A 22,837-nucleotide genomic window follows, 5' to 3' on the forward strand; every position below is an offset into this window, starting at 1 on the left:
GCCGGAAAGTGATTTCCGGCTTTTTTATCCCTCTACAACATTTCGTCCCCGAGCTTTAGCTCTTAAGAGTGAACGATCTGCTTTTTCTAACAGCTCCATCCAGCTTGTCGCGCCAATCGCAAACCCTATACTGACTGATACATGTAATTTTTCATTTGAGCCAGATAAATTAATTTCTTCTAAAGCAATCGCAATACGAATTTTTTCCGCTAATAGACGCGCATCTAAAAACGGCACCTGTTCTAATAAAATTAAAAACTCATCACCACCATAACGCACAATTAGATCAGAAGCGCGTACATTCGCTTTCAATTGATCGGTAATACGCTTAATCACTTGGTCACCAACAATATGACCATATTGATCATTCACATCTTTAAAGCGATCTATATCAATAATCATTAAACAGGTTTGTGAAAACTTTTGAGGATAGCTCTCAACAATTTTTAAATACTCAGATAAAGCCAAACGGTTGGATACACCAGTTAACGGGTCTGTATTGGCAATATTTTTAAGTTGGAATTCAAACGCATCTCGCTGCTTAAGCATTCTTTGCAAACGGTCAATCGCTTCAAACAATGAAATGAACTCACCTTTTTTAGGGTTCAATTCATCTACTGGATAATCTTTGCTATGAGACAAATCAAGAATTAAGGTACGGGCCTGAATAAGAGGCTCAAATACCCGCCTCTTTGCATAAATTAAGGTAAGTAAAGCAGCTGCTAACGATATGCTAGAAATAAGCAAAGTAAGAAAGAATTTCTTTTTTGCCAAATAGTTTTCTTGAGATGCAATCAAGACACTTTTATTAAGTAGAAAATTTTGTAAATCAATAACTGTTGTAAATTTATCAACGATTTGGTCTGTAAGTTCAGTTCCATTTAAATGGTAAGCCTCATGCTTCTGGCTTTCTTCTAAAAGTTGACCAACAATAGGCACACCTTTATCTAAAAATTCAGTTTTAACTCTTGCATAAAGGCGATGATATTCAGGAGTCTTGGCCTGCTCAGACTGTAGCGTATCTACAAGTGCCCATAAGTAACGGGCTTGCTGTTGAGTCTGTAAAGAACGCGCCCGATTATCATTAGGAATCGTTTCTTTAAACGTCACTGGCGCAATAACATTAGATGCGGTACGACCGGCCTGATCACGCATGTCAGTTAAAACCACAATCAAAGTAAAATAGTTATTAATTTGGCTATCTTTACTTTTTAGCTGCAACATAAGCTTTTGCAAAATTTCCCGACAACTATCCCAAGCACCAAACATACCCAAAATGGCATTATCAAATTGCACAGAGGTTCTTGCCTGTTCAGGTGTTGCGGCATAATAGTCGACTACAGTCCGCGCCTGTTTCAAATCATCTTTAAATTTAGTATCTAAAATACGTGCTAAATCGGAATAACCCTCTTCTTCTAAAATACGAATAGTTTCATTAATTTGCTGATCGACAGTAAGCCGATACTCTAATAACTTCTTCTGATTTTTTAAAAAGTCGGCAGCGTTACTCGACATTAATTTATTTGCTGGCGCACGTTCTTTAGATACTTTATTTGCAACTTCAGCAATCGACTTTAAGCTTTTGATTTCAACCAACGCTTGTTTAGTTTTTAAATATTCTTGATAACTGCTGACAATAAGAGGCACAGCCATAAACAGTAAGGACAGAATAATGACCAACATAAAGAAAAATAGTCGATTACTGATATGTTCTGAACGTAATCCTGACATTTCTAGCTGGTACTCCGTAAATGCCCTACCATCATCACTACTATAAAATGAAGTAATTAACCCGCATCCTAGCACTTTAATGAGCAGAAGTTCAGCAACAAAGTTTGAATAACGCAATATAGGTCTTCATCGTTTGTATTTCATGAAAATCTGATCGAAAGAGCAAATGATGGCTATAGCAAAACTCCATTTTACAGCTGAAGTAAATTTCGCAATTCTATAGTTAACTTCTTTTTCCTCTTGGATGCCTCTCCCAGCATCCGAAACCCAGCTTAGAGCTGGGTTCTTTTTTATACAAACCAAAAAGAAGAAATTTCATGTAATTTTTTTAATAAATGTTAATGTTTTCTTATAGATAAAAAAAAGCTCAACCTTGGGGAAAGCTGAGCTCGTAAAGTCTGATGTGATAACACATCGTATCTGGGAAAGTACTACCAACTATAAAAATGTTAGATAGTGAACTTTGCAATTGAATTGTGTGACTTATCTCTAATTTTGTAAAGTTGATTAAATTGATCAGAATTAATTTTTTAATCGTTTTTTTGATTTAAAAATGTTTTTTTTTAGCCTTATTCAATTATATAATTATTTTAAATAGATAGATTATTTAGATAAACTTATCAAAATAATGATAACTATTCCTCAAAATATATGAAAATTGAAACAAGAATAATATTCGAACGACTATTTATTAAACGAATCGACAAATTTATGAACGTTAAATCCGATCAATAAAATCATTTTTTCCAATTATAAATGTAATTATTTTGAAACTATTTAAAGCCAAATCCTTATGAATCTTAAGGTTTAGCTTCTTGTTAATGTTCATTTTTTTAGCAGGTTGACATAAGACACTCTGATTGTTTATTTTTTAAACATTTTTAACATAAGTGTCAAATTTCCTTAACATTACGTTTCATCTATTATTGACTTCATAAATTGTTACAATACAATGACCCCAGCTTTATCTCTTGTTAATGCTGGAAATGATTATGAAAAAACTTGGTTTAGCCACTGCTGTATTATTAGCCATGACCGGTGCTCATGCTTATCAATTTGAAGTTCAAGGTCAATCTGAATATGTTGACACAACTGCAAACGATAAGAACTACACTGGTGACGTTGCTGGTACATTCTATTTGAAAAATGTTGATACAGCTAAGGGTCCTTTAGCTGAAGCAGCTTTCTTAAACCAAGCTTCTAGCGTGTCTTTAGGTTACAGCTATCAACAATATGACCAAAACAACGGTTTAAACTACCGTGTAGGTACATACGGCGTTAAAGGTGAGGCTTACGTTCCAACTCCTTATCTTCCTGTATACGCTAGCGCTACTTATAACCACACTGACGTTGACGGTAAAAACGCGATTTCTCGTGATGACCAAGGCGACCGTTATGCTTTAGAAGTTGGTGCAATGTTGTTACCTAACTTCTTGATGGCTGTTGGTTATACAAGCGTAGCTAACCAATTTGCTTTAGATAACTTCGGTATCATGAGCAACGGTATCTACTCTGCTGTTAACCAAACTGCTGCAATCCAAAACGATCAAGATGCTGTTACAGCTCGTGCTAAATATGTAGGTCCAATCGACGGAACTAACATGGCAATCGGTTTTGAAGCTGCTGGTGCTTTCGGTCAAGAAAACCAATACGGTTTAAAAACTGACCTTTACTTAACTCCTAAGTTAAGCGTTGGTGCTGCATTCATCGGTAACGACGGCGTAGCAAACATCAAAGGTAATGACCTTGGTGAATTCCGCCAAGCTTGGGGTGGTAACGTAAACTACTTCATCACTCCTGCTCTTGCAGTTGGTGCGTCTTACATGAAAGCTGACGTTAAAAAGTCTAGCTACGACACACAAACTATCGGCTTAAATGCTAAATTCCGTTTCTAATTTAATTTAGAAATTGAATTAAAAAAAAGGACTCAATTGAGTCCTTTTTTATGGCTATTAACTACGTACGATATTTAAGAAATGTAAATGACGTTCGTACTGATCAATAATATCCTGAATCAAATCTTCCTGCGTCCAGTCCATTACATCGTAGTTCTGCCCACCCTCTCTCAAAAATACTTCGGCTTGGAAATATTGACCATCTTCTGCTTCCGTACGACCAATTAAAAAACTTGGTGGTACTGTTTCACGTGAAACAACTTTATAAATAAAATTAATTTCATGATGATGATCGACTCGAAGCTGCATACCATCTTCAACTTCACTAATTGAAACTTCAAGATGACGACGTCTAAACTCATGCTGAATATTTTCAAAAGCACGTGAAACCTGCTTTTCAATATATTGCTTCACCTCTTCTTCACTATGAGGATAGTGCATGATCAAACCTAATCGTTGTTGCCAACTTCTCGGGTTATGAATAGCACGTGGGGTAATACGAGCTTCCTGAATTGCTTGCATTTTCGTGACATCAAGATGCAAAGCTTTTATTAACCCCCAACTCATCAAGAGCATGACTACAGTAAACGGCAACGCACTCATAATAATTGAAGACTGCAGTGCAGCAAGACCGCCAACCAAGAGTAAAATAATAGCCAGCACAGCCATCAATACTGTCCAGAACAGGCGCTGCCAAGTTGGTGAATTTTCAGTTTTTGCTGTTAAGTAGTCAGTAACGAGTGCTCCCGAGTCTGCTGAAGTCACAAAAAATAAAACCACTAAAATAGTAGCCAGAATATTCATGACACCTGACCATGGCAAGTGCCCTAAAAACTCAAATAGAGCAACTGAAGAGTCTTGCTGGACAGCCTGAATGAGAGTGGTTTGATGTTCATGGATAATGCTAAATAACGCGGCATTTCCTAAAAAGCCCATCCAAATGATGGTAAAGCCTGTCGGAATAAGAAGAACACCTACAATAAACTCTCGAATGGTACGACCACGGGAAACCCTTGCGATAAACATACCCACAAATGGTGACCATGAAATCCACCAAGCCCAATATAAAATGGTCCATCCCCCAATCCATCCATTTGGCTGATAAGCATATAAATTGAATGTCATGGTGAAAAGGTTAGATATATATTGCCCAGTATTTTGAATAGTGGTCTGAAGTAAATAAATACTAGGGCCAGCGATAAAAACAAATACTAATAATATTAAAGCTAAGACTAAGTTTAGCTCTGATAAGCGTTTAACCCCTTTATCTAAACCTAAGAACACAGATAATGAGGCTAAAATACTCACAAAAATAATAAGTAGAACTTGAATATTGGTACTTTGCTCGACACCAAATAAATAATGTAAACCAGAGTTAATTTGGGTGACACCAAATCCGAGAGAAGTCGCTACACCAAATACCGTACCAATGGTCGCAAATATATCGATACTGTCGCCCCACGGCCCATAAATCTTTTTACCAATGAGGGGGTAAAGGGCTGAGCGGGTCTTTAACGGTAAATTATGACGATAAGCAAAATAAGCTAATGCTAAACCGACCACAGCATAAATTGCCCATGCGTGTAAGCCCCAGTGGAAAAAAGTCACACGTAGAGCTTGCTGAGCTGCATCAATTGTCTGCGCATCTCCACTTGGTGGATTTACATAGTGCATGACAGGTTCAGCAACACCGAAGAACATTAAGCCAATACCCATACCGGCAGTAAACAGCATGGCAAACCATGAACCATTACTATATTCAGGCTGGCTATGGTCAGGACCTAATTTAATCCGACCTATCGCAGAACAGGCAATATAAATGAGTAAAATAAGAAAGAATGCAACTGATAGAACATAGAACCAGCTAAATGAATCGGTGATCCACTGCTTTAACTGTTGCGTTAAAAGTTCAAAAGAACTCGGAGCGATCACGACAACTGCTAGGAACAAAGCAATAATAATGACCGTACCCAAAAAGACATTGGGATTAACATTTGCGAACCAACTCGTTTGTTTGGAAGGCATAAATCCTCCATGTTATTTTAATGAAAAGTGACAGGCATGAAGCCAATAAAGACATTCAGGAATGAACAAAGTTATATCTTTCAATAGAGAAAGCCGATCATACTGTAAACAAACTTAATTAATATTGCAGTTACAAAGGTGTAAATAAATTAAAACACCTCGTTCTTTATTTATCAGAATTCTTTTTAGGAGCGTGTGAAATATACTGTAAAGCGATCAAACGCGTAACAATTAATGCCAAATACATAACACCACAAAACATTTGTAACATCGCTAGAACACGTGCTGGTGGACTAAGGGGCATGAGGTCAGACAACCCTGTCGCTGACTGCAAACTAAAGCTTAAAAATAATAAATCTAGCCAAGTTTGTAAGTGATAAACATGGTTTGGATTTTGGAAGCTATTTGGAATTAACAACTGACAAATGTTGTATAAAAAAGCAAATCCCCAAGCAATTAAGGTAAAAACAGCTGCTGCTGCAAACAGCTCATCTCGTGTCAAATATCGGTCAGCAAACATATAACGAAATAACCCATAAGCTGCCGAGAAGTAAGCTAAAGCTTCACAGCTGTGAGCAAAAATCTGGATAGTTAAATTGCTGTAGCCTAATAAAATAAACACTGACGATATAATTGCGCCACTTACAAAGGTAAGTCCTAAAAAGGTAAACATAGGTGTTTGACGAATCACTTTAGCAATAATGAGTAAAGCAAGTACTCCTAATGCCCAAGTTAAGGTTCTATAAACCTCATTATCAAAAGTCAGCATAGCCAGAATAAGTAAAATAAATTGCACAAACAGCAACCATGCAGAAGGCAATAATCGAAAGCTCGCCCAGAACTCGATAATAGATCGCATTTAATTATTTTCCATTTTTTCATTATGTTTTGAATTATAGAAAATCATACTGTACAAAAAATAGGATAAACAAGTTGTTCTTTATTAAGGAGCTTCTTTTCAATAACCTTTAGGAGAAAATCAAAAAAGCCCCGTAGGGCTTTTTATGACATGTTTAATATATTTTGATTAGTGGTCTGATGCACCAGAAGCACCAATACCTGTCATTGAACGTACATATTGTGCGTCGAAAGCAGCACGTTCTTTTTTCGCACGTGCTGAGTTATCAGTCACTGAGAAGAACCAACAGCAAAGGAACGACAATGGCATCGCAAACAATGCAGGACCATTGAACGGGTTAATTGGTGTATCTGAGATTTTTAAAGTATCAACCCATACCGCTTTAGATAAGATGATCAGTACAACAGCTGTTACCAAACCAACCACTCCACCAATCACAGCGCCACGTGTGGTTAAACCTTTCCAGAACATTGAAAGAACAAGTACCGGGAAGTTCGCACAACAAGCCACAGAGAACGCTAAACCTACCATGAATGCTACGTTTTGCTTTTCAAACAAAATACCCAAGATCATGGCAAAAACTGCTAAACCAAGCGTCGCGATTTTTGACATACGAAGTTCAGAAGCAGGAGTCGTTTGACCCTTTTTAAATACGTTAGCGTATAAGTCGTGTGAAATTGCAGATGCACCTGAAAGTGTTAAACCAGCAACAACAGCAAGAATCGTTGCGAACGCTACTGCTGAAATGAAGCCCATGAACAAGTCACCGCCTAAAGCGTCACTTAAATGCACAGCTGCCATGTTGTTACCGCCAACCAGCTCAAGCTTTCCTGTCATTGCCATTTTCGCAACATCAAGGAATTGCGGGTTGTTTGATACAAAAAGGATCGCACCGAAACCAATAATGAAAGTTAAAAGGTAGAAGTAACCAATAAAACCTGTTGCAACGACTACCGATTTACGTGCTTCTTTTGCGTCTTTTACAGTGAAGAAACGCATAAGAATGTGTGGAAGACCCGCTGTACCAAACATGAGTGCTAAACCAAGAGACAAGGCATCAATTGGGTTTGCAGCAAGTTTACCAGGACCCATAATTTTTGCAGCGTCGGCAAGGCTTATGTTATGGACTTTACTGAACACTTCAATAGATTGGGTGAACATATTGCTGAAACTGAAACCTACAGCTTTCATGACCATAAATGCCATAAAGGTTGCACCGCTCAGTAACATGACCGCTTTAATGATTTGTACCCATGTGGTTGCCAACATGCCACCAAAAATTACGTATGCCATCATTAATAGACCAACGATGACTACAGCAATGTTGTAGTTCAAACCAAATAGCAATTTAATCAGCTGACCTGCACCCACCATTTGCGCAATTAAATAAAATGCAACAACTACAAGTGAGCTAAAAGCAGCTAAAGTACGAACTGGTTTTTCTTCAAGACGGAATGACACTACGTCGGAAAGGTTATATTTACCGAGGTTACGTAAACGCTCTGCTACCAAGAATAAAACGATTGGCCAACCGACCATGAATCCCAGAGAATAAAGTAAGCCATCAAAACCAGAGCTAAACACCATTGCAGAAATACCAAGGAATGACGCCGCTGACATAAAGTCACCCGCAATTGCCAAACCATTTTGGAAACCACTAATTCCGCCACCAGCCGTATAGAAATCTTGTGCTGATTGAGTTTGTTTTGCAGCCCATTTAGTAATGAACAATGTGAAACCAACAAAGATGACAAACATGATGATGGCATGCCAGTTGGTTGCTTGCTGCTCAGCTTCACCTAAATCCGGGCCTGCCATAGCAACAGTTGAATATAGCGATGCTGCCGCCAATAAGGCTTTCGCTTTTAATGAATTCCATTTCATATTAGTGTAATCCTTTCTCGTGCGTGATGGCCTCGACTTCCTTCAACGCTTCTTCACTCAACTGATCAAGGGTGTTATTCGCGATGTAGGAATACACGCCACAAAGTACGAAAGATAAAATGATAATTCCTATTCCAAGAGGAATCCCCCATGTCGTTACACCGCCACTAAATGAACTCATCAAGAATTCTTTGTTGTAGCCTACAAGTAGCATAAAGCCCACGTAGAGAATTAACATGATGATGGTGAGGGTCCAACTTAATGCACTTTTTGTCTTGACCATTTTTTGAAACTTTGGATTACGTAGAATCTGTTCCACTTGGCTTTGATCCATAACCAAACTCCTTACATAGTGCCCAACCTTGGTCACTTTTTTTTAATGTATTTTTTCATTATTAAAGTTAGCAAGATTACCTCTAAGTCGTAACTTAGACTTTGGTCGTTAAAATTTAATCAATTTATAGCTTTGTATCGGCATAGGTTATGATAGACACACGGTTTCACTTATGTAGGTCATATGAACAGCTGGCTGATTATTGGGGTGCTCACTCTTTATATTGCGCTTTTATTTGTCTGTGCTTTTTTTGGTGAGAAGCATGCCAGTCGTCTTGGCACCCGTGGCCGCATGTTTTTATTTAGTTTAACTTTAGGTGTCTATTGCTCATCATGGACATTTTATGGGGCAACCGGTGCAGCCGTACGTGAAGGTGTCATCTTCTTGCCTATTTATTTAGGCCCACTGTTATTTGTCTGGTTTGGTTATGATATCTGGCGGCGTTTAGGTCGAGTACGGCAACACCATGCGATTTCGTCAATCGCTGACTTCGTCGCAGCGCGCTATGGTAAAAGTGGTGTACTCGCCTCTCTAGTCACTATTCTGGCGGTTATCGCGATTATCCCCTACCTCGCGTTACAGCTCCGTGCAATCGCTTTAAGTACCTCGGTCATTATGGAGCAAAGCTCGCATATTCATACGACGACCAACAGTGTGTTATTGCTCACCAGTGTGCTTGCGATTTTAGCCATGATTTTTGGTACACGACAGATCGCAAATACGGAACAGCATGGCGGCCTCATGCTTGCAGTTGCATTTGAGTCATTTGTGAAGTTATTTGCCTTACTTTGCGTCGCTTTATTTTTTATTTTTGAATCACCAGCTAACCTCAGCCAAATGACCTCTGATGTAAACCAGACTTTTCAGGAGGTTCAGCTCTTTGGTGTACCTGAAACTTTCTGGATTCAAACTTTACTGGCAGGCTTAGCCATTATTTGTTTACCACGCCAGTTTCACGTGGCGGTGGTCGAGCTACGCGATGAAAAGCATATTCGCGGTGCCCGTAAATGGTTCGCGGTTTATCTCATTTTAACTATTTTAGCTATTATCCCAATTGCAAGCTGGGCTTTGCATGCCGCGCCGAAATTCCTAACTGTACCCGATGTGGCTGTACTGTCACTGCCGTTAAGTTACAACCAAGAATGGCTCGCTTTACTGGCCTTTTTAGGTGGCTTTTCAGCTTCGACAGGTATGTTACTGGTTTCATCAGTTGCATTGTCTATCATGCTCAGTAACGACTTGATTATGCCTGCCTTATGGCGTTTTAAATTGCTGTCGCGTCATGATAAACATTTACCTAAAGTTCTGAAGTTCAGCCGTCGTATCAGTATTGTCGCAGTGATGCTACTTGGCTTTTTATTTTTCCATTTCTTTAATGATATTAACCAGCTTTCAGTTTTTGGTTTATTGGCGTTTAGTGCTGTAGCGCAGTTTGCTCCGGCACTGATTGGTGGTTTGTACTGGCGTGGCGGAAGCCGCCAAGGTGTCTATGCAGGTCTGATTGTTGGATTTTTAATGTGGAGTTATACCTTACTCTTTCCAACAATTTTGCGTAGCTTGCCTGAAGCCTATCAGGATGCTGCTCAAAGTATTTTGCTTTTTGGTCCTTTTGGCATTAATGCCTTACGTCCGGAATCTTTATTTGGTTTTGAGTCATTTGCACCTTTAACTCACGGTGTCATTTGGTCACTTGGTTTAAATATTGTTTTATATATCTGGATTTCAAAAATTTATCGACCAAGTGTGGCAGAACAAATTCAGGCAGAAAGCTTCTTCTACTATGAAACTAAGCCTTTACCATCACCGCACACATCTACTGATTTAACCTATCTTCCTCATGACGCGGCCCGTTTAAAAGTAGGTGATTTATTTGCCTTGGCAAAAAGAATTACAGGTGAGCAACCCACTACACAAGCGTTCGAGAACTTTTGTGAGCAAAATCATCTCACACTCAATCCAAATACAATTGCCAATGGTATGTGGTGGCGTTTTACCGAGCAATATCTGGCCGGTATTATCGGTGCTGCTTCTGCACGTACTTTGCTCACGACAGCCATGATTAATAACGGCCTTGCTTTGGGTCAAGTCGCTAATATTTTAGACCAAGCATCTCAGTGGCAACGTTTTAATCAAAATCTGCTTATGACCATGATTGACCACATGACCCAAGGGGTAAGTGTGGTCGATAAAAATATGTGTCTAGTCGCGTGGAACAACCAATATTTAAAACTATTTGGTTATCCAAAAGACCTTGTTTATGTCGGCTGCCCAATTGCCGACCTGATTCGTTATAACGCTGAACGCGGCGAATGTGGCCCCGGTTCAGTCGAAGAGCATGTACGCAAACGTCTTCACTGGATGAAAGTCGGCAGCGCCCACGAGTTTGAACGTATCCGTAAAGACGGCCGCGTTATTCAAATGCGAGGTAATCCAATTTCAGGCGGTGGTTTCGTCACGACATTTGCCGATATTACGGCCTTCCGTGCGAACGAAGCAGTACTTGAAGCTCGCGTAAAAGATCGGACTCAACAGCTTGCTGATGCCTTAACTGAACAACAGCTTGCACGTGAGCAAGCTGATATGGCCAATATGTCCAAGAGCCGATTTATTGCTGCGGCAAGTCACGATCTATTACAGCCTATGCATGCTGCTCGTCTGTTTAGTACTGTTCTTGAGCAAAGCATTTCGACTGAAGAAGACCGCCAAACCTTACAACAACTTGACCGAGCACTCTATGGTGCAGAAAGTATGTTGTCTGCCCTACTCGATATTGCACGTTTGGAAGGCGGCACCATACAACCAAAAAGACAACCTTATCCGTTGCATGATTTACTCAGTGACCTTGAGTTGCAGTTTAAATCGATTGCCGCTCAGCGGAATATTTCACTAAAAGTCCACGATGTATCTTTCTGGATCGATACTGACCCGCAGTGGATTCGTCGTATTATTCAAAACTTTGTTAGCAATGCCCTACGCTATACCGCCAAAGGTCGAGTGGTAGTAGGCGTACTTCGTTCTGCACAGCAATCTGGTCATATTCGAATTGGGGTTTGGGATACTGGACCTGGTATTGCTGAAGAACAACGAATTAAGCTATTCCAAGAGTTTGAACGTTGCGGGCATTTATCACCTTGGGGTGAACAAGGTTTAGGATTAGGTCTCGCCATCGTACAACGTATGACAGGTTTGCTAAATTACCCTGTTCATGTTTACTCGGAGTTGGGCAAAGGCTCATGCTTTATGATTGAGGTGCCTATTGTCGAGCCACCAAAAGTAGCAACACCAACTGTACAGGCCGTGCCTTTAAAAACAAAAGCCTATCGTATTTTGTGCCTAGACAATGATGAAACGATTCTGGAAGGTATGAGTAGTTTATTAGGCCGATGGGGTTATCAAGTTTTTAAAGCCACTGAACCTGAGCAAGCTCTAGACATTATTCAAAAAGAGAATATTCAGGTTTGGCTCATTGACCAGCACTTGAATAACAATCAGCTTGGCGTTGATTTTATTAATCAAAATCGTCAAGAAGATGTTCCAGTTGCCTTAATTACAGCGGACTCCCACCCCGAGTTACCACAGCAATTAAAAGAACTAAATATAGTTCTACTTAAAAAACCACTAAAACCGGCCTCATTAAGAGCTTGGTTATCTGGTCTTAAAATTGCTAGTACGACAGACTAATCATTTATCGCTTCCCAACTTTTGATAAGTTTGGGGAGCGATGCTTGGCAAAAATGTTTAACTAAATTTAAGCCAATAGGCAGAACTGCTCAAAATGCCTACTTTTACCCAATAAATTATTGACCAAAATTTCCAAAGATTCTTTTTCTATGGCAAAGCTCACCTTTTTTGTAAGTGAACACTTGTACACTTAGTTACAATTTAATAAGTTATTGTTTTTATAATTATTTATTTGCTAAAAATCACCATATACGACTTTAGTCGTATTCTACTTGCATTCTGCATGACACATAAATATTCAAAACGCATTTTATTCGTCTGACGATTTATTTGAACTTATTTTGCCTGATCGCACCCCTGCTCATGAATTAACGCAAAGGACCACTGCCATGAATATTTCTGATAACAGCCCGCAAGGCCAACTTTCTTCTCAACAGTTTTATCGCCAATACAGTGCCAATGCCTTACTTCCAGAGTTAGATTGGCAAAGTATTTTTCCGCACAGCAAGCTGAGCGAAGCACATATCAAAGCTCTTAATACAATTTATCAGTGTGCTGTGCCCCTCGCACTTAATGTATTTCATGATTTAAATTTTGATGTATTTGCACCTGCTGCTTATCATCCGCAAGGTTTGGGCTTATTTGACAAGTTAGCGCAACAAGAAGAGAACTTCTTAAAAGTCCTCACTGCTGAAAGTGAAAATCTTGATCATGACACACGCCATCAAATCTGGAGCATGTTACTCCGCGGTGGTGCTGTTCTGGTTTTCAAGGCTTGGCTTGGCCATGTCAAACTCGGAGAAAACCAGTTAGATATGACTCAGCTTGATGAACTTTCTGACTTGCTCTTTATTAAGACACCTCCACATCAACTTGCTGAGCGTTTGCATGTAGATGAAAAAGCAAAACTTGACCATATCTTCTTAATGTATGGCAATGATATTTTTCTTGATCGGTTCAACAGCCTAGAAACCGCAGCTCTCTTTGTTGATTTAGGTGTTTATGATGCGGCGTTCTTAAGCTTGCGTGATGACCGCGTGGCTGAATATTTAAAAAGCAAAGGCTACGTAACTCAAGAACAAATTGATGATTTGCAATGTGCTCTTAACCCACTTTACTGCGACAGCCTAACACCTAAGCAAGATTGCCTTGCTTAAGTGGAACATATAAAAAAGACCTCAATGGAGGTCTTTTTTATTTTAGATTTTTTTATCTTCAATATTTAATGCGCTGATTGCCAATACAGCCTGTGTACGATTTTGTACGCCTAATTTTCTAAAAATAGCGGTTACGTGCGCTTTAATGGTGGCTTCTGAAACATCAAGCTCGTAAGCGATCTGTTTATTCAACAAACCTTCCGCAACCATCATCAAAACACGGAATTGTTGAGGCGTTAACGACTGAATACGTTCAGCCAAAGCAGTTTCATCTGCCGCTCTAGGGTCAAGATTAATATTTGATGGAAGGTTTGGTGGTAACCAGATTTCGCCATCTAGAACTTGACGAATCGCTTCACCAATATGACTTGGATGAGCAGATTTAGGAATATAACCCATTGCACCATGTGCAATCGCACGTTGAATAATTGACGCTTCTTCGTGTGCAGAAACCACAATAATTGGAATAGAGGGATATTGTGCTCTTACATAGACCAGAGCAGAAAAGCCTGAAGCACCTGGTAAGTTTAAATCAAGTAATACCAGATCAGGTTCTGCCCCATTTTCCAAACGCTCATAAAACTCATCAACCGAAGCTGTTTCATGAATTTGTGCCTGTGGCAGGCTATAACGTACTGCTTGAATCAAAGCATGACGAAACAAAGGATGATCATCAACGATTAAAATATTCATAAGCGATTAAAGTAATCTTGAGCATAAGTATGGCCTATTGTAACCCTACTATTTAGATGAAAGATATGCTCATCTTATCCATTTTTATGCAAAATGTTGTTAAATACAGACCTTTGCTTCGTTTTTCCGTTGTTTTTTACCTTTTAATCAAAATTAATCTATTTTTTATATAAGCTTCATTTTTATTCTAAAAAAGATATCACCAATAATTATATAAAATAAAAACAATTGCTTAACTTACTATTAAATTATAAAAATCAACTATTCGGGTTTTATATTTAAAACTGATAAGGTTGACCAATTTCGTTATTTTACAGTTTGCCGTCATTGTTGATTAATAAGTCCAATGTTGTTTTTTAGGCTTAGGAACCAAATCATGACTGGTATCGCATCATCAAAACCTTTAAATATTGTTGCTGTTTCTGGTGGCTTAAATACCCCATCTAAAACCGAAAGTCTGGTTCAGGCCATTCTTGATGAGTTATCTGAAGCAATTGATATTCAAGTTCACTTTATTAAATTAAGTGAAATCGGACCATTATTAGGCGGTGCATTTTATCGAAATCAACTTCCGCAACGTGTACAAGATGACCTTGCTGCAGTTGAAGCAGCAGATGCCTTGATTGTGGGTACACCTGTCTACCGTGCCTCTTTTACCGGTCTTTTCAAACACTTCTTTGACTTCGTTGAACAAACTGCATTAGTCGATGTACCTGTACTTTTAGCTGCGTCAGGTGGTAGTGATCGCCATGCTCTGGTACTCGAACACCAACTTCGCCCATTGTTCAGCTTCTTCCAAGCACAAACTTTACCAATTGGCGTATACGCAACAGATCGTGACTTTACTCCTGAATATACAGTGAAAAGTGAGCAACTAGCTGACCGTATTACACTGGCCGTAGCGCGTGCATTGCCAATTCTAGAATGGGCGCCAGCAAAAGGTAAACGTGCTGAGGTGGTTAAACCTAAATCTCAGCAAGCGAATCAAGAGCTTGGTATTAATAAGCAAATTGAGCAAGAAGAAGTATTACCTTCAGCAGCTGTACCAAACCTTGATGCAGCAGAATCTCGTTTGCATCACAAGTCCGGTAAATCATTAACGCATGTTGCCTAAGCGCAATATAGCTAAATAAAAATAACGAATGGGGAGAGAGCACCATGACGCAATTACAACAACCAATTAAATTTGCTTATTGGGTACCAAACGTAAGCGGTGGCCTTGTAGTGAGTAACATCGAACAGCGTACAGACTGGAGTTATGACTACAATGTTCGACTTGCACAGGCTGCCGAAAACAATGGTTTTGAATATGCGCTCACTCAAATTCGTTTTACGGCGGGCTATGGGGCAGAAAACCAGCATGAGTCTGTGAGTTTCAGTCATGCATTACTTGCAAAAACTGAGAAACTTAAAGTGATTGCGGCGATTCTGCCCGGCCCTTGGAAACCGGCACTTGCAGCTAAACAGCTGGCTACGATTGATTATCTAACCGAAGGCCGCATTGCTATTAATGTGGTAAGTGGTTGGTTTAGAGGCGAGTTTGATGCGATTGGTGAAGAGTGGCCTGAGCATGATGAGCGTTATGTCCGCTCTGAAGAGTTTATTCGCACGCTAAAAGGAATCTGGACCACAGATAACTATAGTTTCGATGGTAAGTATTACCAATTCCAGAACTACACACTTAAGCCAAAACCTCTGCAAAAACCACATATTGAAGTCTTTCAGGGCGGCAGTTCACGTGCAGCAAGAGATATGGCGTCTCGTGTATCCGACTGGTATTTCACCAATGGTAATACTGTAGAAGAAATTCAAAAACAAGTCGAAGATATTCGCACCAAAGCAAAAGCCAATAATCACCATGTCAAAATTGGGGTAAATGCGTTCATTATTGCCAGAGATACCGAAGAAGAAGCTAAAGCAGTACTTCAAGAAATTATTGATAAAGCCAATACTGAAGCAGTCAATGCATTTGGCGATGCAACTCGTGAAGCGGGTGCGGCTTCACCAGAACAAGAAGGCAACTGGGCAAAATCAACTTTTGAAGATTTAGTTCAATATAACGATGGCTTTAAAACCAATTTAATTGGTACACCTCAGCAAATTGCAGAGCGTATTGTGGCGCTTAAAAATGTAGGTGTCGATTTGGTTCTTTCCGGTTTCTTACACTTTATTGAAGAGGTGGAATATTTCGGAGAAAAGGTTCTGCCGCTTGTTCGTCAGCTAGAACTTCAACAGGAAAAGGAGGTAGAAATCCCAGCTAAATCAGCCTAAAAAACTCCAGTTAAACAGCGCAAGATAATAAAAACAACAAATTAAAATAAAGTTTTATTGGCTCCAAGACTCGGCTTGGAGCTTTTATTTTTTAAGATTTCTCAACTTCTCGAACGACTGTTTCAACCGAATATCGGCACCATTTTGAAAGAACCTCAATAAATTCATTTAATGCTGCAGGTTCAAAATGACTGACAATCATATAACAAGCATTGCCCATGACTTTAAAGCATTCATCGATTTGTTCGTATTGCTTCACTAAATTTTCAATTTCTTCAAAAGCGCGTTGTTCATTTAAATGCAAATGAATAAATTGTTTATACGAATAGTGAACGGCAATGGTGTAGTTTTTGATAACTCCTGCATCCATCAACTGGGCTATTCGAGCACCCACAGCCTGCCCCGTCCGGTGAACACGCTGCCCGATTTCTTTATTTGTCAGACGAGAATCTTGTTTGAGCAATGCAATAATTTTTAGATCAATCGGGTCTAATTCAATATTCATTTTTCATGGCGAAAGAAAACTAGCGTTAATGCTTTCATAGGACTATAGCCGATTTTGCGGGCAGAGAATAACCTTGTTTTATCTTATAAAAACAAGAGTGTTCTCATGAAACAAGCACTGTTAGTTATCGATGTTCAAAATGATTATTTTAAAAATGGCAAAATGGAATTGGTTGGGCCAGATCAAGCGCTCGATAAAATAAAGCAGCTTGAACAATATTTTAACGAGAAAAATTTACCAATCATTTATGTACAACATATTAACCCACCACAAGCGAGTTTCTTCCAAGAAAATACAGATGGGGTTTTACTTCATCCTGAACTTAGTGTCGGTAGTGATTCATTAATCGTGACAAAGCATTATCCAAATAGTTTTTTAGAGACCAATTTAGAAGAACTTTTAAAAGCGCATCAAATTGAGCAACTCGTGATTACAGGCATGATGACACATATGTGTATTGACTCAGGGACACGTGCGGCTAAAGAACTGGGTTATCAACCCATCTTAATTGCAGATGCAACAGCAACTCGTGATTTAAGCTATGCTGGAAAGACTGCAAAAGCTGAAGATGTACAAACTGCTTTTTTAACTGCGCTGAGTACTTTCGCAAATGTACAAAATACTGCTGACTTTTTAGCAAACGCTTAATAAAGCTTAATAAAAAAGCCCCAAATGGGGCTTTTCTTAGAGATTATTTTTGTCTATCGGGATAAACCGTTGCAATTAACTGCTCTACTACAGCAGGTTCAGCTAAGGTTGAGGTATCGCCCAAACTATCAAGCTCGTTTGCCGCAATTTTTCTTAAAATACGGCGCATGATTTTGCCAGAGCGCGTTTTAGGTAATGCTGGTGCCCAATGCAATGCATCTGGTGAAGCTACTGGCCCAAGTACTTTACGTACCCAGTTAATTAACTCTTTACGCAGCTCTTCCGATTCTGGAACACCCGCCTGTAAGGTCACGAAAGTACAAATACCTTGTCCTTTAATATCATGCGGCATACCTACCACGGCTGCTTCTGCTACTGATTCATGCGAAACAAGAGCACTTTCAATTTCAGCCGTACCTAGACGGTGGCCTGAAACGTTTAAGACATCGTCAACACGACCTGTAATCCAGTAATAACCATCTTCATCACGGCGGGCGCCATCACCTGTAAAATAAGTATTTTTGAAGGTTGAGAAATACGCCTCAATAAAGCGGTCTGGGTCCCCCCAAATGGTACGCATCTGACCTGGCCATGAATCTTTAATCACAAGGTTACCTTCAGCTGCACCTTCTAACTCGTTACCTTCACCATCTACAATGGCTGGTTGAATACCAAATAAAGGACGCGTTGCCGAACCTGGTTTTAAAGCTGTTGCACCCGGTAATGGCGCAATCAAAATACCACCTGTCTCAGTTTGCCACCATGTATCAACAATCGGGCAACGGCCTTCGCCAACAACATTGTAGTACCAGTTCCAAGCCTCTGGGTTAATAGGTTCACCAACCGAACCAAGTAAACGTAAACTGCTACGATTACTTTCACGTACATACGAATCACCTTCTCGCATCATGGCACGAATCGCAGTTGGCGCTGTATACAAGATAGAAACTTTATGTTTATCGACCACATGACCAAGACGTGCCCATGTTGGATATTGAGGTACACCTTCGAACATTAAGGTGGTCGTACCATTTGCCAACGGACCATAAATCAGATAACTATGCCCTGTAATCCAACCAATATCGGCTGTACACCAATACACATCGTCTTGTTTTAAATCGAAGACTTCTTTGAAAGTACTGGTTACATAGACCAGATAACCGCCTGTGGTATGCAACACACCTTTGGGTTTACCTGTTGAGCCTGAGGTATAAAGAATAAATAAAGGGTCTTCTGCCTTCATTGGTTCTGGAGGACAGTCAGCATCCACCTCCATAATAATAAGGTGATACCACAAATCACGGCCTGGCTTCATTTCGATTGGATTTGCATTACGGTAAACCACAATCACATTTTCAACACATTCGGTACCCGGCAATGCTAAAGCCAAATCGACATTTTCTTTAAGTGGTAACAGCTTACCGGCACGTAGGCTTGAGTCTGCGGTAATTACAAGTTTAGCTTGGCTGTCTTCAATACGGCTTGCCAAAGAGTCTGGCGAGAAGCCACCAAATACCACACAGTGAACTGCACCAATACGGGCACAGGCTAACATGGCAATTGCAGCCTCAGTCACCATTGGCATATACAGCACAACGCGGTCACCTTTACCAATGCCATATTTCTTCAAAACGTTGGCAAAGCGGCAGACTTCATCGTGTAATTCTTTATAAGAAACGATTTTATGACGAGAAGGATGGTCACCTTCCCAAATAATGGCAGGTTTATGTGGATGTTCTTTAAGATGCCTGTCCAAACAGTTTGCTGACACGTTCAACTCACCATCAGCAAACCACTCAATTTTGAAATTGTCTTTGTCAAAACTGGTATTTTTAACTTGGGTAAATGGCTTTATCCAATCGACAATTTTAGCTTGCTCTGCCCAGAATTCATCTGGGTTTTCGATAGAGTGTTGATAACGTTTAAAGTAGTCTGCTTCAACAGTACGAGCTGTTTTTTTAAATTCATCTGGTACTGGATAGATCTCATTCATACGCAACTTCCTTGATCTTGTGCATCCCATCTCGAGACTGTGGCTATTATTTTACTGGATCTTATTTGTATGCCTTTTCAGTATGATGACTCTCTCAAAGTCAAAACAATCCGACTTTGGTCATATATTAATCACTTACTCAAACATACGAAATTGTGAACATTTTTATAAAATTAAGTTGATTTAAAACATTTGTCTATAGCTTTTACTTTTATAATTTTTTTAAGTTTTGATGGTTTTGACCATCAACAAAGTTTATTTTAGCTTTTAGAAGCAGTGCAGGAATAAAATAAGATGTTTGCCGAAACTCCCTCTTCACGACCACCAGAGCTTCCGTTTAAAGATAATATTCTAGTTAATTTATTAACCAAGTTTAATATTTGACTAATATATAGTTTATAAATTCAATAAGAATTTTCTTATAGATTTTTAATTAAATAATATAATTTTCAGAATTTTATAAAAATATATAATTTTTATTTTAAATATAACGAAATCCAAATAAAACCCTAATACCCCTTATTAAATAAATTTATTTAATACAAAGAAATTCTGTTAAAAATTTATTCTTATATTCAAATCTGTAAGTATTAATATTATCTAAACTATAACCTCTTAAGGATTTATCAAGTAAAATTTTTAGGGAAATAGTATGAGGTCGGATTATTGGTATATGAAATATAAATTTATTATATTTATAGATAGTAATATTAGATATATATGCACCATAAGTTCCTTTAAACCACAAACTTAATAAAGCCTTCCATATTATATTTGAAGAGCAAACTTGAAAATTCTCATTAAATCTATCAAAAACTTGTAATGGATAACTATTTATCTCTTCAAACATATTTATAGGGTATAAATTTGGGGAGCGTTGATGTTTTGACACATGTTTAAACCCATATTTTTTTTTATCAGTTTCTATGCTATAGTTCTCTAATAAAGCTTTATGAAATGGCAGTTTTAGATTTTTAAATGTATTAATTTCTTTACTCATATCTTCTAGTTGAGGTGAATTACGTACAGAAGTTTCAATAGACGGCTCAGCATCACCATCCCAAATAAAAACCCCTAAACTTCCACTGCTTACTTTAGCAAATATTTTTGAAGTTTTTACAACTCTATTTAATGGTGCTCCATTCACATATTTAAATCCCATTACAACTGGAATAATTCGTGCGTGATATTGTTTTTTGTATAAATCAAATGTTACTAGCATTTTACGCAAATCTTTTTGAGTGGCATCTTCATCTTTTAAGTCCATATTTGAATCATTATAGATATCCAAAAAAATAATATCGTAATTATTAGATAATCTCTTTTTTAAAGGATCTACTGTAAATTCAACAGTTGTAAGTAACTTATTGGTTATCCCTCTAAGTAAAGCTATTTTTGCATTTTGTTCTGTGACACTTATTCCGTTGTGAACTGGCTCATCAAATACACTATAGCCAATAATAGCAGGGTGAGAATCTATACTCTTCACCCATGATACTAAGTTTGCTCTAGCGCCTGGATCATTTTGTGTTCCTACAATTACTTTTAAACCAGCACTTTTAGCGTTATCGAGCATATTTTGGACATTTCCGTCATTGTCCCAACCCTGAATATGCATACCTGAATAGTGCTGTAATACATTGAACCCTAGAGATTTAATATATAAAAACTCTGATAAATCATAAGCTGTAGCAACATACAACATTCTAATTATTTTTGTATTTACTTCAGGTTCATCTACGGTTGAGACTGTTTTTTCCCATATACCAACACGGGAGGTACTCTTCCTTGAATGAATTTTCCAACCTCCGATTAATCGCTGACCTTTAGTTCTTAGATTCTTAGTTACATAATATGTTTTATCAGGAGTACTATAAATATCTTTACCTGTGGCAAAAGCTGCATTTAAAGCATTCGTATTGTCAAAATTTGGATTATTAGCTTTTGCTCCAAAAGCTTCAGGTCTAACAAAATTTTCTCTACTAGTATTTATTTTAAGGTTAATTTGAGCATTTTGCCTGAAAGTAGCACTTAGAACATTTGCGTTTATTTGGTCGTAATAATCCATACTAAGTTATCATCTTTTAGGTATAATTTATATTATGTATTTCCTCAATCATAAAGTTAAGAGTCAATATTGTACTAATTCCGTTAGTAATATACTTCTTTGATACAAAGTATTCTGTTTTTTCTACCTTCATAGTTAGTTTAGGAAAAAAATACTATACAAGTGGCGTTTTAAACGCTTTTAAATTCATCTGGTACTGGATAGATCTCATTCATACGCAACTTCCTTGATCTTGTGCATCCCATCTCGAGACTGTGGCTATTATTTTACTGGATCTTATTTGTATGCCTTTTCAGTATGATGACTCTCTCAAAGTCAAAACAATCCGACTTTGGTCATATATTAATCACTTACTCAAACATACGAAATTGTGAACATTTTTATAAAATTAAGTTGATTTAAAACATTTGTCTATAGCTTTTACTTTTATAATTTTTTTAAGTTTTGATGGTTTTGACCATCAACAAAGTTTATTTTAGCTTTTAGAAGCAGTGCAGGAATAAAATAAGATGTTTGCCGAAACTCCCTCTTCACGACCACCAGAGCTTCCGTTTAAAGATAGTCCTTTTTCAATTCGTGGTCGCTTTAACCGCATGAGTTATTTGGGTGGTTATGGCCTAATTTATTTAGTCACCCTCATAGGTTATTTCATTTTGGCCTCATTTCTTGGAAGTTTTCAGCTTTCAAGTAATCTATTTAATTTTGAGTTTTACAGTTCTCTTTCTGGCGTAAGTGCTTTAGTGGTCTGGGCTTTTTGGCTATTTTTGATCTACCTCAATATTATTCTGGTCGTTCGGCGCTTACACGATTTAAATAAAAGTGGCTGGATGGGCCTGCTGTTATTTATTCCGGTGGTTCAGTTCTTTTTTATGATCTATTTATTACTTGCTTCTGGTACTGCAGGCCCAAATCAGTATGGCCCTGTTCGGCCTTCAACCTTTATCGAGAAACTGATGGCTTGGCTTATTTTAATCGCTATTTTAATTAGCCTTATTTCTACCGCAGGCTTTTTTTACTACTTCTCTGGTACCGATACTATCCAAACCCCAACACAAATTTTACAAAAAGGAACGCAATACTTTTAATTAAAAAA

At 38.4% G+C, this 22,837-nt stretch carries 16 protein-coding genes; 7 read left to right on the forward strand and 9 right to left on the reverse strand.

Annotated features, from left to right (window positions below; all coding sequences use genetic code 11):
• Positions 1 to 24 precede the first annotated feature (24 nt).
• Entirely contained in the window at positions 25 to 1,731 is a 1,707-nt protein-coding gene (locus CSB87_RS08560; protein WP_031953537.1) for a GGDEF domain-containing protein, read from the reverse strand.
• Between the two features lie 992 nt (positions 1,732 to 2,723).
• Here CSB87_RS08560 and omp33-36 point away from each other — a divergent pair.
• Positions 2,724 to 3,626, forward strand: a complete 903-nt coding sequence (gene omp33-36, locus CSB87_RS08565) for a porin Omp33-36 (RefSeq protein WP_006582474.1) — start codon at positions 2,724 to 2,726, stop codon at positions 3,624 to 3,626.
• A 57-nt stretch (positions 3,627 to 3,683) separates the two neighbouring features.
• Here the strand turns inward: omp33-36 and CSB87_RS08570 are convergent, their stop codons facing one another.
• From CSB87_RS08570 to CSB87_RS08585, 4 genes are all read right to left on the reverse strand, one after another.
• Positions 3,684 to 5,651 carry a BCCT family transporter gene (locus tag CSB87_RS08570; protein WP_004711521.1) on the reverse strand — a complete coding sequence of 656 codons (1,968 nt, stop codon included), beginning with the start codon at positions 5,649 to 5,651 and terminating at the stop codon, positions 3,684 to 3,686.
• Positions 5,652 to 5,817: 166 nt separating this feature from the next.
• Positions 5,818 to 6,510: an ion channel gene (locus CSB87_RS08575; protein WP_006580844.1), complete on the reverse strand. Its 693-nt coding sequence runs from the start codon at positions 6,508 to 6,510 to the stop codon at positions 5,818 to 5,820.
• Between the two features lie 168 nt (positions 6,511 to 6,678).
• Positions 6,679 to 8,394 (reverse strand): cation acetate symporter, encoded by a 1,716-nt coding sequence (locus tag CSB87_RS08580; protein WP_002053821.1) that lies wholly within the window; start codon positions 8,392 to 8,394, stop codon positions 6,679 to 6,681.
• Position 8,395: 1 nt separating this feature from the next.
• Complete coding sequence (locus tag CSB87_RS08585) at positions 8,396 to 8,728, reverse strand: DUF485 domain-containing protein (RefSeq protein WP_002053967.1); 333 nt, start codon at positions 8,726 to 8,728, stop codon at positions 8,396 to 8,398.
• A 183-nt stretch (positions 8,729 to 8,911) separates the two neighbouring features.
• On the opposite strand from CSB87_RS08585, the gene CSB87_RS08590 reads away from it, so the two are divergent.
• Together CSB87_RS08590 and CSB87_RS08595 are read left to right on the forward strand one after the other, a co-directional pair.
• On the forward strand, positions 8,912 to 12,409 hold the full coding sequence (locus CSB87_RS08590; RefSeq protein WP_004884881.1) for a PAS domain-containing hybrid sensor histidine kinase/response regulator: 3,498 nt from the start codon (positions 8,912 to 8,914) through the stop codon (positions 12,407 to 12,409).
• A gap of 389 nt (positions 12,410 to 12,798) precedes the next feature.
• A complete protein-coding gene (locus tag CSB87_RS08595) occupies positions 12,799 to 13,566 on the forward strand; it encodes a hypothetical protein (RefSeq protein ID WP_106105063.1) in 768 nt (255 codons plus the stop codon).
• A gap of 42 nt (positions 13,567 to 13,608) precedes the next feature.
• On the opposite strand, the gene CSB87_RS08600 is transcribed toward CSB87_RS08595, so the two are convergent.
• Entirely contained in the window at positions 13,609 to 14,259 is a 651-nt protein-coding gene (locus CSB87_RS08600; RefSeq protein WP_001023261.1) for a response regulator, read from the reverse strand.
• Positions 14,260 to 14,635: 376 nt separating this feature from the next.
• On the opposite strand from CSB87_RS08600, the gene msuE reads away from it, so the two are divergent.
• Together msuE and sfnG are read left to right on the forward strand one after the other, a co-directional pair.
• The gene (gene msuE / locus CSB87_RS08605; protein WP_002053935.1) at positions 14,636 to 15,373 is read left to right on the forward strand and encodes an FMN reductase; all 738 of its coding nucleotides are present in this window, start codon (positions 14,636 to 14,638) and stop codon (positions 15,371 to 15,373) included.
• A gap of 44 nt (positions 15,374 to 15,417) precedes the next feature.
• Complete coding sequence (sfnG, locus tag CSB87_RS08610) at positions 15,418 to 16,530, forward strand: dimethylsulfone monooxygenase SfnG (protein ID WP_002053823.1); 1,113 nt, start codon at positions 15,418 to 15,420, stop codon at positions 16,528 to 16,530.
• 91 nt (positions 16,531 to 16,621) lie between these two features.
• Here sfnG and CSB87_RS08615 read toward each other — a convergent pair whose 3' ends face one another.
• Positions 16,622 to 17,035 carry an Lrp/AsnC family transcriptional regulator gene (locus CSB87_RS08615; protein WP_031953538.1) on the reverse strand — a complete coding sequence of 138 codons (414 nt, stop codon included), beginning with the start codon at positions 17,033 to 17,035 and terminating at the stop codon, positions 16,622 to 16,624.
• A gap of 105 nt (positions 17,036 to 17,140) precedes the next feature.
• On the opposite strand from CSB87_RS08615, the gene CSB87_RS08620 reads away from it, so the two are divergent.
• Positions 17,141 to 17,683 carry a cysteine hydrolase family protein gene (locus CSB87_RS08620; RefSeq protein ID WP_031953539.1) on the forward strand — a complete coding sequence of 181 codons (543 nt, stop codon included), beginning with the start codon at positions 17,141 to 17,143 and terminating at the stop codon, positions 17,681 to 17,683.
• A gap of 43 nt (positions 17,684 to 17,726) precedes the next feature.
• On the opposite strand, the gene acs is transcribed toward CSB87_RS08620, so the two are convergent.
• Complete coding sequence (gene acs / locus CSB87_RS08625; protein ID WP_031953540.1) at positions 17,727 to 19,676, reverse strand: acetate--CoA ligase; 1,950 nt, start codon at positions 19,674 to 19,676, stop codon at positions 17,727 to 17,729.
• 532 nt (positions 19,677 to 20,208) lie between these two features.
• On the reverse strand, positions 20,209 to 21,744 hold the full coding sequence (locus CSB87_RS08630) for a hypothetical protein (protein WP_031953541.1): 1,536 nt from the start codon (positions 21,742 to 21,744) through the stop codon (positions 20,209 to 20,211).
• A 509-nt stretch (positions 21,745 to 22,253) separates the two neighbouring features.
• Between CSB87_RS08630 and CSB87_RS08635 the strand changes: the two genes are divergently transcribed.
• Complete coding sequence (locus CSB87_RS08635; RefSeq protein WP_031953542.1) at positions 22,254 to 22,829, forward strand: DUF805 domain-containing protein; 576 nt, start codon at positions 22,254 to 22,256, stop codon at positions 22,827 to 22,829.
• Positions 22,830 to 22,837: the final 8 nt, after the last annotated feature.

Origin of the sequence: Acinetobacter sp. AR_0276, from assembly GCF_003000705.1 — a bacterium.
GTDB lineage: Bacteria > Pseudomonadota > Gammaproteobacteria > Pseudomonadales > Moraxellaceae > Acinetobacter > Acinetobacter nosocomialis.

Excerpts from the sequence above, each read along its gene's own strand:
- CSB87_RS08600 (WP_001023261.1), bottom strand. The coding sequence starts at position 14,259 with ATGAATATTTTAATCGTTGATGATCATCCTTTGTTTCGTCATGCTTTG.
- CSB87_RS08570 (WP_004711521.1), bottom strand. The coding sequence starts at position 5,651 with ATGCCTTCCAAACAAACGAGTTGGTTCGCAAATGTTAATCCCAATGTC.
- CSB87_RS08620 (WP_031953539.1), top strand. The coding sequence starts at position 17,141 with ATGAAACAAGCACTGTTAGTTATCGATGTTCAAAATGATTATTTTAAA.
- sfnG (WP_002053823.1), top strand. The coding sequence starts at position 15,418 with ATGACGCAATTACAACAACCAATTAAATTTGCTTATTGGGTACCAAAC.
- CSB87_RS08635 (WP_031953542.1), top strand. The coding sequence starts at position 22,254 with ATGTTTGCCGAAACTCCCTCTTCACGACCACCAGAGCTTCCGTTTAAA.
- CSB87_RS08615 (WP_031953538.1), bottom strand. The coding sequence starts at position 17,035 with ATGAATATTGAATTAGACCCGATTGATCTAAAAATTATTGCATTGCTC.
- CSB87_RS08590 (WP_004884881.1), top strand. The coding sequence starts at position 8,912 with ATGAACAGCTGGCTGATTATTGGGGTGCTCACTCTTTATATTGCGCTT.
- CSB87_RS08575 (WP_006580844.1), bottom strand. The coding sequence starts at position 6,510 with ATGCGATCTATTATCGAGTTCTGGGCGAGCTTTCGATTATTGCCTTCT.
- CSB87_RS08580 (WP_002053821.1), bottom strand. The coding sequence starts at position 8,394 with ATGAAATGGAATTCATTAAAAGCGAAAGCCTTATTGGCGGCAGCATCG.
- CSB87_RS08595 (WP_106105063.1), top strand. The coding sequence starts at position 12,799 with ATGAATATTTCTGATAACAGCCCGCAAGGCCAACTTTCTTCTCAACAG.
- acs (WP_031953540.1), bottom strand. The coding sequence starts at position 19,676 with ATGAATGAGATCTATCCAGTACCAGATGAATTTAAAAAAACAGCTCGT.
- CSB87_RS08630 (WP_031953541.1), bottom strand. The coding sequence starts at position 21,744 with ATGGATTATTACGACCAAATAAACGCAAATGTTCTAAGTGCTACTTTC.
- CSB87_RS08585 (WP_002053967.1), bottom strand. The coding sequence starts at position 8,728 with ATGGATCAAAGCCAAGTGGAACAGATTCTACGTAATCCAAAGTTTCAA.
- omp33-36 (WP_006582474.1), top strand. The coding sequence starts at position 2,724 with ATGAAAAAACTTGGTTTAGCCACTGCTGTATTATTAGCCATGACCGGT.
- CSB87_RS08560 (WP_031953537.1), bottom strand. The coding sequence starts at position 1,731 with ATGTCAGGATTACGTTCAGAACATATCAGTAATCGACTATTTTTCTTT.
- msuE (WP_002053935.1), top strand. The coding sequence starts at position 14,636 with ATGACTGGTATCGCATCATCAAAACCTTTAAATATTGTTGCTGTTTCT.